15 protein-coding genes are annotated in these 14,030 nt (G+C 60.4%); 2 read left to right on the top strand and 13 right to left on the bottom strand.

Features of this window, described 5'->3' with window-relative positions; all coding sequences use genetic code 11:
- Window positions 1–5 precede the first annotated feature (5 nt).
- Genes ACIOUG_RS22810 through ACIOUG_RS22800 form a run of 3 tightly spaced genes read right to left on the bottom strand, consistent with a single transcriptional unit; the run spans window position 6 to window position 1,632 of the window.
- Window positions 6–719, bottom strand: coding sequence for a PilW family protein (locus ACIOUG_RS22810; RefSeq protein ID WP_401068840.1), 714 nt, complete (start codon window positions 717–719; stop codon window positions 6–8).
- Window positions 716–1,165, bottom strand: a complete 450-nt coding sequence (gene pilV / locus ACIOUG_RS22805; protein WP_401068838.1) for a type IV pilus modification protein PilV — start codon at window positions 1,163–1,165, stop codon at window positions 716–718. The genes ACIOUG_RS22810 and pilV overlap by 4 nt, the downstream gene beginning before the upstream one ends.
- Window positions 1,162–1,632 (bottom strand): GspH/FimT family pseudopilin, encoded by a 471-nt coding sequence (locus ACIOUG_RS22800; protein WP_401068836.1) that lies wholly within the window; start codon window positions 1,630–1,632, stop codon window positions 1,162–1,164. Before ACIOUG_RS22800 ends, pilV begins: the two co-directional genes overlap by 4 nt.
- Window positions 1,633–1,763: 131 nt before the next feature.
- Here ACIOUG_RS22800 and ACIOUG_RS22795 point away from each other — a divergent pair, with 131 nt between their 5' ends.
- Window positions 1,764–2,333 carry a GspH/FimT family pseudopilin gene (locus ACIOUG_RS22795; RefSeq protein WP_401068834.1) on the top strand — a complete coding sequence of 190 codons (570 nt, stop codon included), beginning with the start codon at window positions 1,764–1,766 and terminating at the stop codon, window positions 2,331–2,333.
- On the opposite strand, the gene ispH is transcribed toward ACIOUG_RS22795, so the two are convergent.
- The 6 genes from ispH to murJ form a co-directional block, all read right to left on the bottom strand.
- Window positions 2,290–3,234: a 4-hydroxy-3-methylbut-2-enyl diphosphate reductase gene (ispH, locus tag ACIOUG_RS22790; RefSeq protein WP_003228337.1), complete on the bottom strand. Its 945-nt coding sequence runs from the start codon at window positions 3,232–3,234 to the stop codon at window positions 2,290–2,292. The two genes, ACIOUG_RS22795 and ispH, sit on opposite strands and share 44 nt — an antisense overlap.
- Window positions 3,235–3,421: 187 nt before the next feature.
- Window positions 3,422–3,859 (bottom strand): FKBP-type peptidyl-prolyl cis-trans isomerase, encoded by a 438-nt coding sequence (gene fkpB / locus ACIOUG_RS22785; protein WP_185022155.1) that lies wholly within the window; start codon window positions 3,857–3,859, stop codon window positions 3,422–3,424.
- A gap of 7 nt (window positions 3,860–3,866) precedes the next feature.
- Window positions 3,867–4,379: a signal peptidase II gene (lspA, locus tag ACIOUG_RS22780; protein ID WP_003228341.1), complete on the bottom strand. Its 513-nt coding sequence runs from the start codon at window positions 4,377–4,379 to the stop codon at window positions 3,867–3,869.
- Window positions 4,372–7,203 carry an isoleucine--tRNA ligase gene (gene ileS / locus ACIOUG_RS22775; RefSeq protein WP_401068832.1) on the bottom strand — a complete coding sequence of 944 codons (2,832 nt, stop codon included), beginning with the start codon at window positions 7,201–7,203 and terminating at the stop codon, window positions 4,372–4,374. Before ileS ends, lspA begins: the two co-directional genes overlap by 8 nt.
- Before the next feature lie 13 nt (window positions 7,204–7,216).
- Window positions 7,217–8,155, bottom strand: coding sequence for a bifunctional riboflavin kinase/FAD synthetase (ribF, locus tag ACIOUG_RS22770; protein ID WP_042561145.1), 939 nt, complete (start codon window positions 8,153–8,155; stop codon window positions 7,217–7,219).
- 129 nt (window positions 8,156–8,284) lie between these two features.
- Window positions 8,285–9,823 (bottom strand): murein biosynthesis integral membrane protein MurJ, encoded by a 1,539-nt coding sequence (murJ, locus tag ACIOUG_RS22765; RefSeq protein WP_401068830.1) that lies wholly within the window; start codon window positions 9,821–9,823, stop codon window positions 8,285–8,287.
- A 252-nt stretch (window positions 9,824–10,075) separates the two neighbouring features.
- On the opposite strand from murJ, the gene rpsT reads away from it, so the two are divergent.
- Entirely contained in the window at window positions 10,076–10,348 is a 273-nt protein-coding gene (gene rpsT / locus ACIOUG_RS22760) for a 30S ribosomal protein S20 (RefSeq protein ID WP_401068828.1), read from the top strand.
- A gap of 183 nt (window positions 10,349–10,531) precedes the next feature.
- Here rpsT and ACIOUG_RS22755 read toward each other — a convergent pair whose 3' ends face one another.
- From ACIOUG_RS22755 to rpmA, 4 genes are all read right to left on the bottom strand, one after another.
- A complete protein-coding gene (locus tag ACIOUG_RS22755) occupies window positions 10,532–10,999 on the bottom strand; it encodes a CreA family protein (protein ID WP_401068826.1) in 468 nt (155 codons plus the stop codon).
- 11 nt (window positions 11,000–11,010) lie between these two features.
- Complete coding sequence (gene proB / locus ACIOUG_RS22750) at window positions 11,011–12,129, bottom strand: glutamate 5-kinase (protein ID WP_064589259.1); 1,119 nt, start codon at window positions 12,127–12,129, stop codon at window positions 11,011–11,013.
- 193 nt (window positions 12,130–12,322) lie between these two features.
- Window positions 12,323–13,546, bottom strand: coding sequence for an Obg family GTPase CgtA (cgtA, locus tag ACIOUG_RS22745; RefSeq protein ID WP_003228358.1), 1,224 nt, complete (start codon window positions 13,544–13,546; stop codon window positions 12,323–12,325).
- Between the two features lie 194 nt (window positions 13,547–13,740).
- Window positions 13,741–14,025 carry a 50S ribosomal protein L27 gene (gene rpmA, locus ACIOUG_RS22740; RefSeq protein ID WP_401068857.1) on the bottom strand — a complete coding sequence of 95 codons (285 nt, stop codon included), beginning with the start codon at window positions 14,023–14,025 and terminating at the stop codon, window positions 13,741–13,743.
- Window positions 14,026–14,030 lie beyond the last annotated feature (5 nt).

The following is a 14,030-nucleotide window of genomic DNA, read 5'->3' as shown; positions in this document are numbered from 1 at the left end:
GGCCCTCATTGCAAGCGGTTGCGCAAAGCGGCAACCACGTTGAAGGTTTGACTGGCCACCCGGTTGTTCGGGTCGGTGAGGGTCAGGCTCAGGCGCACACTGCGGATGCGCGCCGGATCGCTGGGATTGGCGCTGTAGGAGGACGTCGCGATATCGGTGGCGGACGTGGCCAGACCGAACATGACGCTGAACGCACTGACGTTACTCACCAGCACCTGCTGGGTCGGGGTGCCGCTGCCGGTGCCCATGAGAATCTGGTTGTTGCTGAAGCTGTAGATCAAACGGCGGATCGGAAAGGCAATCTGCCCGCTCGCTGCCGCCCGCAATCCGGTATACGCCGTGGCGCTGTTGCGGCAATCGGAGACCACCGTCCAGGTTGGCGTGCCGCCGTTGCCGCCGACATCGGCGGTGACCAGGGTCAGCTTGAGGTTGCTGTTGTCCCAACTGATCGGGGTGATCTGCGCCGCGTTGAAATCTCCCGCCGAACTCGCATCAGTGATAGTGCCCAGACAGCCGAACATGCCGACCATGCGCAGTTCCTGAATCATCTTGCTCAGCACGAAACGTGCGTCTTCCTGCATCGCGGCAGCGGTGTTCTGGCTGACGTAAGTATTTTTCGCCGCGAGGAACGTCTGCACCACGCCCAGCACGATGATCAGCCCCAGCGCCAGGGCGATGAGCATTTCGATCAGGCCGAAACCACGATTGGCGTGCTTCATGGCGTGGCCACCGGATCGACCGTGGCACGGCTGGTCAGGACAAAACTGCGCGTGGTACCGGTGGCATTCGCGGCCCGCGAGTCATTCCAGTTGATGGTGATGGTGTACACCCGCTGATTGAGGGTGATCGTGCCGGTGGCGCTCGGCCCGCCGAAATTGACGATGTTGGTGGTGAAATCGTAGAGATCCTGATCGCGGGCGACACCGAGGTTGCCCGAGGTCGGTGGCGTCACCGTGTAATCGGCAGCGGCATTGGCGCGGATGCGGTCCATCATGTCGTAGGCAATGAAGCTCGCCTGACTGGTCATCCGCGAACTGTCGGTGTACTTCAACGCATTCACTTGAACGGCTGCCGCGCCCAATATGCCGACGGTCAGAATCAGCAACGCGACCAGCACTTCGATCAGCGACATGCCCTCCTGTGCCTGTGTGCTCCCTGCCCTCATCCGCAACTTCCACCCAATTGAATTCGTCCGTTCAGACACACGTTCAGCGTCCTGCTTTGCGTTCCCAGCGCGTAGCTGATGACCACCGCCGTCGACGGCGCCGCCAGGCCGCCCAGATTGTTGAAATCCAGTGCGGTCACTCCTGAGGGTAGCGTCAGAGTTGCACCGCTGCTCATCGCTGGAACAACCCGCAATACATTGGCCGGAGTGCCAGTACTGTCGTAAACCGACAATTCGCCGGTCCACACACCGCCGGCGCTCGGGCGCAAGCGTGTGGTCACGCCGCGATCAATCGCCTCTAGCCGCGCATAGTTGATGGCGCGCTGCAGGTCGCCCATTTCGGTGTCGGCCTTGCTGCTCTGGATCGAGCGGGTGAAGCCCGGCACCGCCAGGGTGATGAGGATCACCAGCACGGCGACCGCGGCCAACAGTTCGGGCAGCGTGAAACCTTTTGTACGATGATCCATCGATGCCCTCCGTTGCCGTCGGCTATACCTGCTTCTACAAACTAGAACATTCAACCGGCCCGCGTCGGTTGATTTGCCCTGCCCGGCGAAAAGGATTGCGCCGGGCTTCATGCTCCACGGAGGGAGTCGTCATGCCGCAACAGGGTTTCAGCCTGATCGAATTGCTTATGGGACTGGCGATTGGCGCAATTGTTCTGTCGCTGGTCAGTCCGGCATTCGCCGCCTTCAGCGAATCGACCCATCGCGAGCAGGCTGCGCAGAGCCTGCTCGAGGGCATCCGCAACGCCCGCACCCTGGCCATCACGCGCAATCAGAGCGTGGTGATCCATGGCATCAATGGCGACTACTGGAGTCAGGGCTGGCGAATCATTCTGGATATCAGCGGCAAAGGGCCGCAGGACAGCAGCAATCCGCTGCTGGTGGAACATGCGAGTGACGGGCGGACACCGATTGTCGGCAATTGGGCGGTCAGTCGTTATGTGCGTTTCAGCAGTCTGGGGCAACCGCTGATGCCCGGGCGGGCGTTTCAGGCAGGGACGATACACATCTGCTCGGCACGCGAGCCGGTCAGCCAGCGCCAGTTGGTGCTGGCGGCGACCGGCCGGGTGCGCCTGACCAGCACAAAGGCTGAACAGGCGCTGTGCCTGAACAAGAGCGTCAGATCGAACGGACGCGCAGCTCTTTCGGCATCGAGAAGGTGATGTTCTCTTCGCGGCCGGCCAGTTCATCGGCACCGGTCGCGCCCCAGGCTTGCAGCTGCTGGATCACGCCACGAACCAGCACTTCCGGCGCGGAAGCACCGGCGGTGATGCCGATGCGCTCGACACCCTCGAACCAGCTCTTTTGCAGGTCTTCGGCGCCGTCGATCAGGTAGGCCGGCGTGGCCATGCGTTCGGCCAGCTCACGCAGGCGGTTGGAGTTGGAGCTGTTCGGGCTGCCCACCACCAACACCACGTCACATTCGTCGGCCAGTTGCTTGACCGCGTCCTGACGGTTTTGCGTGGCGTAGCAGATGTCGTCCTTGCGCGGGCCACCAATGGCCGGGAACCGTGTACGCAGGGCATCAATCACGCGACTGGTGTCGTCCATCGACAGCGTGGTCTGGGTCACGAACGCCAGTTTTTCCGGATTACGTACCTGCAGTTCGGCCACGTCTTTTTCGTCTTCGACGAGGTAGATCGCGCCGCCGTTACTGCCGTCGTACTGGCCCATGGTGCCTTCGACTTCCGGGTGACCGGCGTGGCCGATCAGGATGCACTCACGGCCGTCGCGGCTGTATTTGGCGACTTCGATGTGCACCTTGGTGACCAGCGGACACGTGGCGTCGAACACTTTCAGGCCACGGCCGGCGGCTTCGCTACGTACGGCTTGAGAAACCCCGTGAGCACTGAAGATCACGATGACGTCATCCGGCACCTGATCCAGTTCCTCGACGAAAATCGCGCCACGACTGCGCAGGTCTTCGACCACGAACTTGTTGTGCACCACTTCATGACGCACATAGATCGGCGGCCCGAAGACTTCCAGGGCGCGGTTGACGATTTCGATCGCCCGGTCCACGCCGGCGCAGAAGCCACGGGGGTTGGCGAGTTTGATTTGCATGCTGTGCCTCGTGTCTTGCGCGCGAAATAAATTTACGTCCTGCTGATCGAGCACATTGCTCAAATACAGCAAAAATCCAATGTGGGAGCGGGCTTGCTCGCGAAAGCAGTGTGTCAGACAACTTCTATGTTGAATGTCAGTCAGCATTCGCGAGCAAGCCCGCTCCCACAATTGTTCTGCAGTGTACTCAGATCGCTTTGACGTTGATGATCTCGACGTCAAAGGTCAGCGTCTTGCCTGCCAGCGGGTGGTTGAAGTCGATAGTCACTTGCGCGTCGTCGAACTCTTTCACCACACCCGGCAGCTCAGTATTGGCCGCATCGTTGAAGATCACCAGCAGACCCGGTGACAGTTCCATGTCGGCAAACTGCGAGCGCGGGATGATCTGCACGTTTTGCGGGTTCGGCTGGCCGAAAGCGTTTTCCGGCTCGACGGTCAGCGTACGCTTGTCGCCGGCCTTGAAGCCGAACAGGGCTGCTTCGAAACCCGGCAGCAGGTTGCCGTCGCCGACCTTGAAGGTCGCCGGGGCCTTGTCGAAAGTGCTGTCGACCGTGTCGCCGTTCTCCAGGCGCAATGCAAAGTGCAAAGTGACTTCCGTGTTCTGGCCGATGCGTTGCTCAGCCAATACCTGTTCAGTCATGAACGGCTTCTCCGGTTTTCTTCGATTTGAACATGTCCAGTGCCAGCATCACCGCACCGACGGTGATGGCGCTGTCGGCGAAGTTGAACGCCGGGAAGTACCAGCGGTTCTGCCAGTGCACCAGAATGAAGTCGATCACATGGCCCAGGGCAATGCGGTCATACAGATTGCCCAGCGCGCCACCCAGCACCAGCGCCAAAGCGACGGCCAGCCAGGTTTCGTTGCGGCCCAGGCGTTTGAGCCAGACCACCAGCACCGCACTGACCACAATCGCGATCAGGGCGAACAGCCAGCGCTGCCAGCCGGAGCTGTCAGCCAGGAAGCTGAAGGCAGCGCCGGTGTTGTAGGCCAGAGTCCAGCTGAAGTAATCGGGAATGATCACGATCTGCTGGAACATTTCGAGCTTGTTTTCGAAGTAGAACTTGCTGGCCTGGTCGATGACCAGAACCAGCAAACTCAACCAGAGCCAGCTCAACCGTCCGAAACGGCCAACGGCGTTAGGCATAGTGACGAACCTCGCCGGCGCCGCTGATGTTGTCGACGCAACGACCGCAGATTTCCGGATGCTCCGGGTTCACGCCAACGTCTTCGCGGCAGTGCCAGCAACGGGCGCACTTCGGGAAGGCCGATTTGACGATCTTCAGTTTCAGGCCGCTGACGTCGGTGGCTACCGCGTCCGCAGGTGCCTGAACGAAAGGTGCCACGCTGGCGGTCGAGGTGATCAGGACAAAGCGCAGTTCGTTGCTCAGCTTGGCCAGGTCGGCGCTCAGCGCATCTTCGGCGAACAGCGTCACTTCGGCTTGCAGGTTGCCACCGACGGCTTTCGCCGCACGCTGGATTTCCATCTCTTTGTTGACCGCCACCTTCACTTCCATGATGCGATCCCAGTAGGCGCGACCCAGCTCGAAGCCTTCCGGCAGCTCGGTCAGACCTTCGTACCAGGTGTTGAGCATCACCGATTCGTTGCGCTCGCCCGGCAGGTACTGCCACAGCTCGTCGGCGGTGAACGCGAGGATCGGCGCGATCCAGCGCACCAGCGCTTCGGAGATGTGGAACAGCGCGGTCTGGCACGAGCGGCGCGCCTTGCTGTCGGCGCCGGTGGTGTACTGGCGATCCTTGATGATGTCGAGGTAGAAACCACCCAACTCCTGCACGCAGAAGTTGTGGATCTTCGAGTAGACGTTCCAGAAACGGTATTCGCCGTAGTGCTCTTGCAACTCGCGTTGCAGCAGCAGGGTGCGATCCACCGCCCAGCGATCCAGCGCGAGCATGTCTTCAGCCGGCAACAGGTCGGTGGCCGGGTTGAAACCGGTCAGGTTGGAAAGCAGGAAACGCGCGGTGTTACGGATACGACGGTAGGCGTCCGCGCTGCGTTGCAGGATCTGCTCGGAGACGGCCATTTCGCCGGAGTAGTCGGTCGACGCAACCCACAGACGCATGATGTCGGCGCCCAGGGTGTCGTTGACTTTCTGCGGCGCGATCACGTTGCCCAGCGATTTGGACATCTTGCGGCCGGACTCGTCGACGGTGAAGCCGTGGGTCAGCAGTTCGCGGTACGGCGCGTGGTTGTCGATGGCGCAACCGGTCAGCAAGGACGAGTGGAACCAGCCGCGGTGCTGGTCGGAACCTTCCAGGTACAGGTCGGCGCGCGGTCCGGTTTCGTGGCCCATCGGGTGCGAGCCGCGCAAGACGTGCCAGTGCGTGGTGCCCGAGTCGAACCAGACGTCGAGGGTGTCGCTGATCTTGTCGTACAGCGGCGCTTCGTCGCCCAGCAGTTCGGCGGCGTCGAGTTTGAACCAGGCTTCGATGCCTTCGACTTCAACGCGCTTGGCGACTTCTTCCATCAGTTCGACGGTGCGTGGGTGCAGCTCGCCGCTTTCCTTGTTGAGGAAGAACGGGATCGGCACGCCCCAGTTGCGCTGACGCGAGATGCACCAGTCCGGACGGTTAGCGATCATCGAGTGCAGGCGCGCCTGGCCCCAGGCCGGAACGAACTTGGTGTCTTCGATGGCTTTGAGCGAGCGCACGCGCAGGGTGTCGCCGCTGACCGGCTCCTTGTCCATGCCGATGAACCACTGCGCGGTGGCGCGATAGATCAGCGGGGTCTTGTGGCGCCAGCAGTGCATGTAGCTGTGTTCGATGACGGTGGTGTGCATCAGCGCACCGACTTCGGTCAGTTTTTCGACGATGGCCGGGTTGGCCTTCCAGATGAACTGGCCGCCGAAGAACTCCAGCGACGGCACGTACACGCCGTTGCTCTGTACCGGGTTGAGGATGTCATCGTTGACCATGCCGTATTTCTTGCAGGTCACGAAGTCGTCCACACCGTAAGCCGGGGCGGAGTGAACCACACCGGTGCCGGCGCCCAGTTCGACGTAGTCGGCCAGATAGACTGGCGACAGGCGGTTGTAGAACGGGTGACGGAAGTTGATCAGTTCCAGCTCTTTGCCGGTGGTGGTCGCGATGACCGAACCTTCAACGCCGTAACGCGACAGGCAGGATTCAACCAGCTCTTCAGCCAGGACCAGCAGCTTGTCGCCGATATCAACCAGGGCGTAGTTGAATTCCGGGTGCACGTTCAGCGCCTGGTTGGCCGGGATGGTCCACGGGGTGGTGGTCCAGATCACGATCGAGGCAGGCTTGCCCAGCGACGGCAGACCGAACGCGGCGGCCAGTTTGGCCTCGTCAGCGATCGGGAAAGCCACGTCGATGGTCGAGGACTTCTTGTTCTCGTACTCGACTTCGGCTTCGGCCAGCGCCGAACCACAGTCGAAGCACCAGTTCACCGGCTTGAGGCCTTTGAACACGAAACCGCCCTTGACGATTTCGGCGAGGGCGCGGATTTCACCGGCCTCGCTCTTGAAGTCCATGGTCTTGTACGGGTTGGCGAAGTCGCCGAGGACGCCGAGGCGAATGAACTCGGTCTTCTGCCCTTCGATCTGCTCGGTGGCGTAGGCACGGCACAGCTCGCGGGTCTTGTCCGCGCCCAGATTCTTGCCGTGGGTCACTTCAACCTTGTGCTCGATCGGCAGGCCGTGGCAGTCCCAACCCGGAACATACGGCGCGTCGAAACCCGACAGGGTTTTCGAGCGGATGATCATGTCCTTGAGAATCTTGTTCAGTGCGTGACCGATGTGGATCGTGCCGTTGGCGTACGGAGGGCCGTCGTGCAGGACGAACTTCGGTCGATCCTTGCCAATCTCGCGCAACTTTCCGTACAGGACAAGACTGTCGCCGCGCTGCTCGATCTGCGGTTCGCGCTGTGGCAGGCCGGCCTTCATTGGGAAGGCGGTGTCCGGAAGGTTAAGCGTGGCTTTATAGTCGGTCATTTAAGGCTCTTCATTAGCGATGGGCGCTAGGTGCGGCTAGTGCACGGGCGGTGGCGACATCCGCGTTGATCGCCGTTTTCAGTGCCTCCAGAGAGGCGAAGCGCTGCTCTTCACGCAGCTTTTGGTGGAAAACCACCGTCAGACGCCGGTCATACAGATCGCCGGCAAAATCCAGTAGATGAACTTCAAGGTGGGCTTTGCCATCACCTTGGACCGTAGGCCGCACGCCGATGTTGGCGACGCCGGGCCAGGTCTTGCCGTCGATGTCCACATCCACCAGATAAACCCCGGTGAATGGCACGCGACGACGCTTGAGTTGAATGTTGGCAGTGGGCGTACCCAGTTGCCGGGCCAGTTTCTGGCCGTGCAGCACGCGACCGGCGATCCGGTACGGGCGGCCGAGCAGGCGTTCGGCCAAGGCAAAATCGGCGGCGGCCAACGCGTTGCGCACTTGGGTGCTGCTGACGCGAATGCCGTCCAGCTCGACGGTTTGCGCGGCTTCGACGGTAAAACCGTGAACCTGCCCGGCTTGCAGCAGGAAATCGAAATCGCCGAGGCGGTCGCAGCCAAAGCGGAAATCGTCACCGACTTCCAGATGTTGCACGCCGAGGCCGTCCACCAGGATGGTATCGACGAATTCACTGGCGCTGAGCTTGCTCAGGCGCTGGTTGAATGCCAGGCACAACACCCGGTCGACGCCTTCGGCGGCCAGCAGCTGCAGCTTGTCGCGCAAGCGGGCCAGACGTGCCGGCGCGGTCTCCGGGGCAAAGAATTCCCGTGGCTGCGGCTCGAAAATCACCACGCAGCTGGGTACGCCCAACTCGAGCGCACGCTCACGCAGCCGGGCCAGGATAGCCTGGTGACCACGGTGAACACCGTCAAAGTTGCCAATAGTGGCGACGCAGCCCCGATGCTGGGGGCGCAAGTTGTGGAGGCCTCGAACCAGCTGCATAACGCGCTTCTTGCTCATAAAGTGGTCGATTATAACCACACCCGACGGTCGACGACAGGCAACACCGTAACGCAAAGTGATCGAGCCGACAAAACTGCCGGCCCGCGCCCGTTTATAAAGGCTAAAACCTCAGCTCAAAGCCTTGCGATTGAAGTCGCGCAGGCGGAAACCGAGCAGCAGCAACATACCGAAATACGCCACCACCCCCGCAACCACCAAAGCGCCCAGTCGCAGGAAGCGCTCGAGCATGTGACCTTGATCCCAGGCTGGCATGAAATGCATGCCCAGCAGCAACACCGCCGACATCACCGTTACCGCCACCACCAGCTTGAAGCCGAACAGGTACCAACCCGGTTGCGGCTGATACATCTTTTGCTTGCGCAGTTGATAGAACAGCAGCCCGGCATTGAGGCAGGCACCGGCACTGATCGCCAGCGCCAGACCGGCGTGAGCCAGCGGGCCGATCAACACCAGGTTGAACAGTTGAGTGACGATCAGGGTGAAGATTGCGATTTTTACCGGCGTGCGAATGTTCTGTTGCGCGTAAAAGCCCGGTGCCAGCACTTTGATCACGATGATCCCGAGCAGACCGACAGAATAGGCAATCAGCGCACGCTGGGTCATGGAGGCATCAAACGCACTGAATTGGCCGTACTGAAACAGCGACACGGTCAGCGGTTCGGCAAGAATCCCCAATGCCAGCGCACACGGCAACACCAATACGAAGCACAGGCGCAGGCCCCAATCGAGGATCCGCGAGTACTCGTGGCGATCCTTGCTCGCATAGGTTTTGGCCAGCGTTGGCAACAGAATGGTGCCCAATGCCACGCCGAGCACGCCGGACGGCAATTCCATCAAACGGTCGGCGTAGTACATCCACGACACCGAACCGGCCACCAGGAACGAGGCGAAAATGGTGTTGATGATCAGCGAAATCTGGCTGACCGAGACACCGATGATCGCCGGCAGCATCTGCTTCATCACCCGCCAGACACCGGTATCACGCAGATTCAAACGCGGCAGCACCAGCATGCCGATTTTCTTCAGGTGTGGCAGTTGATAGAGCAACTGCGCCAGACCGCCGACCAGCACCGCCCAGCCCAGGGCCATCACCGGTGGATCGAAATACGGCGTGAGGAACAGCGAAAACACGATCATGCTGACGTTGAGCAGGGTCGGCACGAAGGCCGGCACCGAAAAACGGTTCCAGGTATTGAGGATCGCCCCGGCCAGCGAGGACAGGGAGATCAGCAATATATAAGGGAACGTCACCCGCAGCAGATCGGAGGTGAGCTGGAATTTTTCCGGGGTATCGGCAAACCCCGGCGCCGTGGCCCAGATCACCCACGGTGCGGCGATCATCCCCAATGCCGTGACCAGCGCCAGCACCAGGGTCAGCAGGCCCGAGACATAAGCAATGAAGGTGCGGGTAGCCTCTTCACCCTTCTGACTCTTGTATTCCGCCAGAATCGGCACGAAAGCCTGCGAGAACGCCCCCTCGGCGAAGATTCGTCGCAACAGATTGGGCAATTTGAAGGCAATGAAGAAGGCGTCCGTCGCCATTCCGGCGCCGAATGTGCGCGCGATGAGCGTGTCACGGACGAACCCCAGAATCCGGGAAAGCATCGTGATAGAGCTGACAGCGGCCAACGATTTGAGCAGATTCATTGAGGGAATTAGTGCCTGTCGATAAACAGCAGGCGAACAATGCGCCCACTTGTGCGATACTCCGCGCCGCAACAGCACAGAGCCAAAGCTCGCGAGTTTACAGGTCAAGCGCCGGAAATAAATATCCCGCCTCTTTACACCTACCACTTAGCGGAACGTTTCAAGCGCCCTTGACAAGACTTCAACTCATCGGCATGATTCGCGGCCTATTTTGTTTGCTATTTCCTAAAAAGTCTTTCGAGGAGCTCGACGGTGGCCAACTCACCTTCCGCCAAAAAACGTGCAAAACAGGCTGAGAAGCGTCGCAGCCACAACGCCAGCCTGCGTTCCATGGTTCGTACCTACATCAAGAATGTAGTTAAAGCCATCGACGAAAAAGACGCTGAAAATGCACAAGATGAATACGTTCTGGCTGTGCCAGTTATCGACCGTATGGCCGATAAAGGCATCATCCACAAGAACAAGGCTGCTCGCCATAAGAGCCGTCTGAATGGCCACGTCAAGGCACTGAAAGAAGCTGCTTAATCGACGTAGTCATTAAAAAACCGACCTTAGGGTCGGTTTTTTATTGCCTGCGATTTGGTGAATCCCGCACATAAAAAAGTGGGAGCGGGCTTGCTCGCGAATACAATCTGTCAGCCGGCATCTCTAGCGACTGACACGACCTCTTCGCGAACAAGCCCGCTCCCACATTGTAGATTTGCGGCGTTATTGCTGGACCGGCACCCACGGCACGATCGGGATCGCCGTCACCGCATTCTGCGGGCTACCTTCGATCACCCGATCGCTGTAGACCAGATACACCAGCGTGTTGCGCTTCTTGTCGAGGAAGCGCACCACCTGCATGGTCTTGAACACCAGCGACGTGCGCTCCTTGAACACCTCGTCGCCATCCTTCAGTTCACCCCTGAACTTGATCGGACCAACCTGACGACAGGCAATCGACGCCTCCGCACGATCCTCGGCCAGACCCAGACCACCTTTCACCCCACCCGTCTTGGCGCGGGACAGGTAGCAAGTCACGCCATCGACCTTCGGATCATCGAAAGCCTCGACCACAATCCGGTCATTCGGGCCGACAAACTTGAATACCGTCGACACCTGACCGATTTCCTCGGCCGAGGCCAGCAATGGCATCGCCATCAGCAGACCCAACAATCCTTTTGCCATACGCATCGCGCTTTTCCTCAGACCAGAATCAGGTTGTCACGGTGAACCAGTTCCGGCTCAGCCATGTAGCCCAGCACGCCGACAATCGCATCCGACGACTGACCAATGATTTTTTGCGCCTCAAGCGCACTGTAGTTGGCCAGGCCACGGGCAATCTCGCGACCGTCCGGCGCCACGCAAACCACCATCTCGCCACGCCGGAAGCTGCCCTGAACCAGTTTCACGCCGACCGGCAACAGGCTCTTGTTGCCCTGCGACAGCGCCGACACCGCACCCTCGTCCAGCACCAGCGTGCCGCGAGTCTGCAAATGCCCGGCCAGCCACTGCTTGCGCGCCGCGAGCATGCCGCGCTCAGGCGACAGCAGCGTACCGATGCGCTCGCCAGCCTTCAGGCGATCGAGCACGCGCTCCAGACGCCCACCGACGATGATCGTGTGCGCGCCGGAACGCGCCGCCAGACGCGCCGCTCGCAGCTTGGTCTGCATGCCGCCACGCCCCAGCGCGCCACCGGTACCGCCCGCCACCGCATCCAGCGTCGGATCATCGGCGCGCGCTTCGTAAATCAGTTGCGCATCCGGGTTGTTGCGCGGATCGGCGTCGAACATGCCGTCGCGATCGGTGAGGATCACCAGCAGATCGGCCTCGACCAGATTGGCCACCAACGCCGCCAGCGTGTCGTTGTCGCCAAAACGGATTTCGTCGGTGACCACGGTGTCGTTTTCGTTGATCACCGGGATGACTTTCAGCTCGACCAGGGCACGCAGGGTGCTGCGGGCGTTCAGGTAGCGCTTGCGGTCGGACAGGTCGTCGTGAGTCAGGAGAATCTGCGCGGTGTGCCGGCCATGCTCGGCAAAGCTCGATTCCCAGGCCTGCACCAAGCCCATCTGACCGATCGCCGCGGCAGCCTGGAGCTCGTGCATCGCACTGGGTCGTGCGGTCCAGCCCAGACGGCTCATGCCGGCAGCCACGGCGCCGGAGGACACCAGCACCAGCTCGACACCCGCCTCATGCAGGGCAACCATCTGCTCGACCCAGACACCCATTGCCTTGCGATCCAGCCCCTTGCCGTCCGCCGTCAGCAAAGCGCTGCCGATCTTCACGACCCAACGCTGCGCACCTGTCACTTTGCTCCGCATCATCTTCAACCTTAGCTTGAGGACAGCGCGACCCAGCGCTGCCCGTGACGTTAATCGTGACTACCGATTTCCAGATACTAAAACGCCGCTCGATTGAGCGGCGCCTTTGTAGCCGGCGTGCGAAGGATCATAACACCGCACCCCGACCGCGATCTTCAGCACAGCAAAAGATCGCAGCCTGCGGCACAACGAATCAGTCGCGCACGTAAATGATTTCCGGACCGTCTTCATCATCCACATCTTCTTCGTCCCAGTCATCGTCGCCGATGTCATGGACCGACTTCACGCCGCTGCGGCGCAGGGCACGCTTGTCATCCAGCGCCTGCAACTGGGCACGGGCTTCGTCTTCGATGCGCTGATCGAGATCGGCCAGCTCTTCCTTGTACGCAGGGTCGTTGGCCAGGCGATCGGCACGATCTTCCAGATAACGCATGATGTCGCGCGTCAGGCGCTCGGTGCCTTCTTTGGCGATGGCCGAGATCACGTAGACCGGGCCTTCCCACTGCAGGCGATCAACGATTTCCTTGACGCGCTCTTCGTGTTCTTCCTCGAGGATCTGGTCGCACTTGTTCAGCACCAGCCAGCGATCACGCTCGGCCAGCGACGGACTGAATTTGACCAGCTCGTTGACGATCACTTCAGCCGCGTCCGGTGCACTGGTGTCATCCAGCGGCGCCATGTCGACGAGGTGCAGCAACAGACGCGTACGCGCCAAGTGCTTGAGGAAGCGGATACCCAGGCCAGCACCGTCGGAAGCACCTTCGATCAGCCCCGGAATATCGGCGATGACAAAGCTTTTCCAGCGGTCGACACTGACCACGCCGAGGTTTGGCACCAGCGTGGTGAACGGGTAGTCGGCGACTTTCGGCTTGGCCGCCGACACCGAACGGATAAAGGTACTTTTACCGGCGTTCGGCAAGCCCAGCAGCCCGACGTCAGCCAGCACTTTCATTTCCAGTTTCAGGTCACGCTGCTCACCCGGCTTGCCCGGAGTGGTCTGGCGCGGCGCACGGTTGGTACTGGATTTGAAACGAGTGTTGCCCAGACCGTGCCAGCCGCCCTGCACCACCATCAGTTTCTGGCCGGCCTTGGTCAGGTCGCCAATCACTTCCTGGGTGGCCGAGTCGATCACGGTGGTACCGACCGGCACGCGCAGGATCAGGTCTTCACCCTTCTTGCCGGTGCAATCGGTGCTGCCGCCGTTGGAGCCACGCTCGGCATCGAAGTGCCGGGTGTAACGGTAGTCGACCAGGGTGTTGAGGTTTTCGTCGGCCATCATGTAGATGGAACCGCCGTCACCGCCATCACCGCCGTTCGGGCCGCCGTTTTCAATGAATTTTTCCCGACGGAAACTCATGCAGCCATTGCCGCCGTCGCCAGCTTTTACGCGGATCGATACTTCGTCTACAAACTTCATAACTCAACGCCTCTCGCCATACGGACGAGCCGAAAAACAATCAAGACATAAGACTCTTGCAAAAATGAGCGCAGCGACCCCAAAACACGACTTGCTTCGCACGCCGACAGCCCATACAAACAGTTTTGCAAGAGACTCACCCCACAAACGAAAAAGCCCCGTCGCAAGACAGGGCTCTTCCAGCGATCTCGCGATTAAGCCGCGACAACGCTCACGTAACGACGACCGAAGGCGCCTTTTACTTCAAACTTGATCACGCCTTCGATTTTCGCGAAGAGAGTGTGATCTTTACCCATGCCAACGCCGTAGCCAGCGTGGAATTGGGTGCCGCGCTGACGCACGATGATGTTGCCGGCCTTGATGACCTGGCCGCCATACATCTTCACGCCAAGGCGTTTGGCTTCTGAGTCGCGACCGTTACGGGTACTACCACCACAAGCCAAACGCCTTGGCGTGAAGATGTATGGCGGCCAGGTCATCAAGG

The organism is Pseudomonas sp. NPDC087803, assembly GCF_044742995.1.
Lineage (GTDB): Bacteria > Pseudomonadota > Gammaproteobacteria > Pseudomonadales > Pseudomonadaceae > Aquipseudomonas.
The sequence above is the reverse complement of the archived record's forward strand: the minus strand, read 5'-3'. Positions and strand labels throughout refer to the sequence as shown.

Coding starts and splice junctions, on each gene's coding strand:
- ACIOUG_RS22810 (WP_401068840.1), bottom strand. CDS start 719: ATGAAGCACGCCAATCGTGGTTTCGGCCTGATCGAAATGCTCATCGCC.
- pilV (WP_401068838.1), bottom strand. CDS start 1,165: ATGAGGGCAGGGAGCACACAGGCACAGGAGGGCATGTCGCTGATCGAA.
- ACIOUG_RS22800 (WP_401068836.1), bottom strand. CDS start 1,632: ATGGATCATCGTACAAAAGGTTTCACGCTGCCCGAACTGTTGGCCGCG.
- ACIOUG_RS22795 (WP_401068834.1), top strand. CDS start 1,764: ATGCCGCAACAGGGTTTCAGCCTGATCGAATTGCTTATGGGACTGGCG.
- ispH (WP_003228337.1), bottom strand. CDS start 3,234: ATGCAAATCAAACTCGCCAACCCCCGTGGCTTCTGCGCCGGCGTGGAC.
- lspA (WP_003228341.1), bottom strand. CDS start 4,379: ATGCCTAACGCCGTTGGCCGTTTCGGACGGTTGAGCTGGCTCTGGTTG.
- ileS (WP_401068832.1), bottom strand. CDS start 7,203: ATGACCGACTATAAAGCCACGCTTAACCTTCCGGACACCGCCTTCCCA.
- ribF (WP_042561145.1), bottom strand. CDS start 8,155: ATGCAGCTGGTTCGAGGCCTCCACAACTTGCGCCCCCAGCATCGGGGC.
- murJ (WP_401068830.1), bottom strand. CDS start 9,823: ATGAATCTGCTCAAATCGTTGGCCGCTGTCAGCTCTATCACGATGCTT.
- ACIOUG_RS22755 (WP_401068826.1), bottom strand. CDS start 10,999: ATGCGTATGGCAAAAGGATTGTTGGGTCTGCTGATGGCGATGCCATTG.
- proB (WP_064589259.1), bottom strand. CDS start 12,129: ATGCGGAGCAAAGTGACAGGTGCGCAGCGTTGGGTCGTGAAGATCGGC.
- cgtA (WP_003228358.1), bottom strand. CDS start 13,546: ATGAAGTTTGTAGACGAAGTATCGATCCGCGTAAAAGCTGGCGACGGC.
- rpmA (WP_401068857.1), bottom strand. CDS start 14,025: ATGACCTGGCCGCCATACATCTTCACGCCAAGGCGTTTGGCTTGTGGT.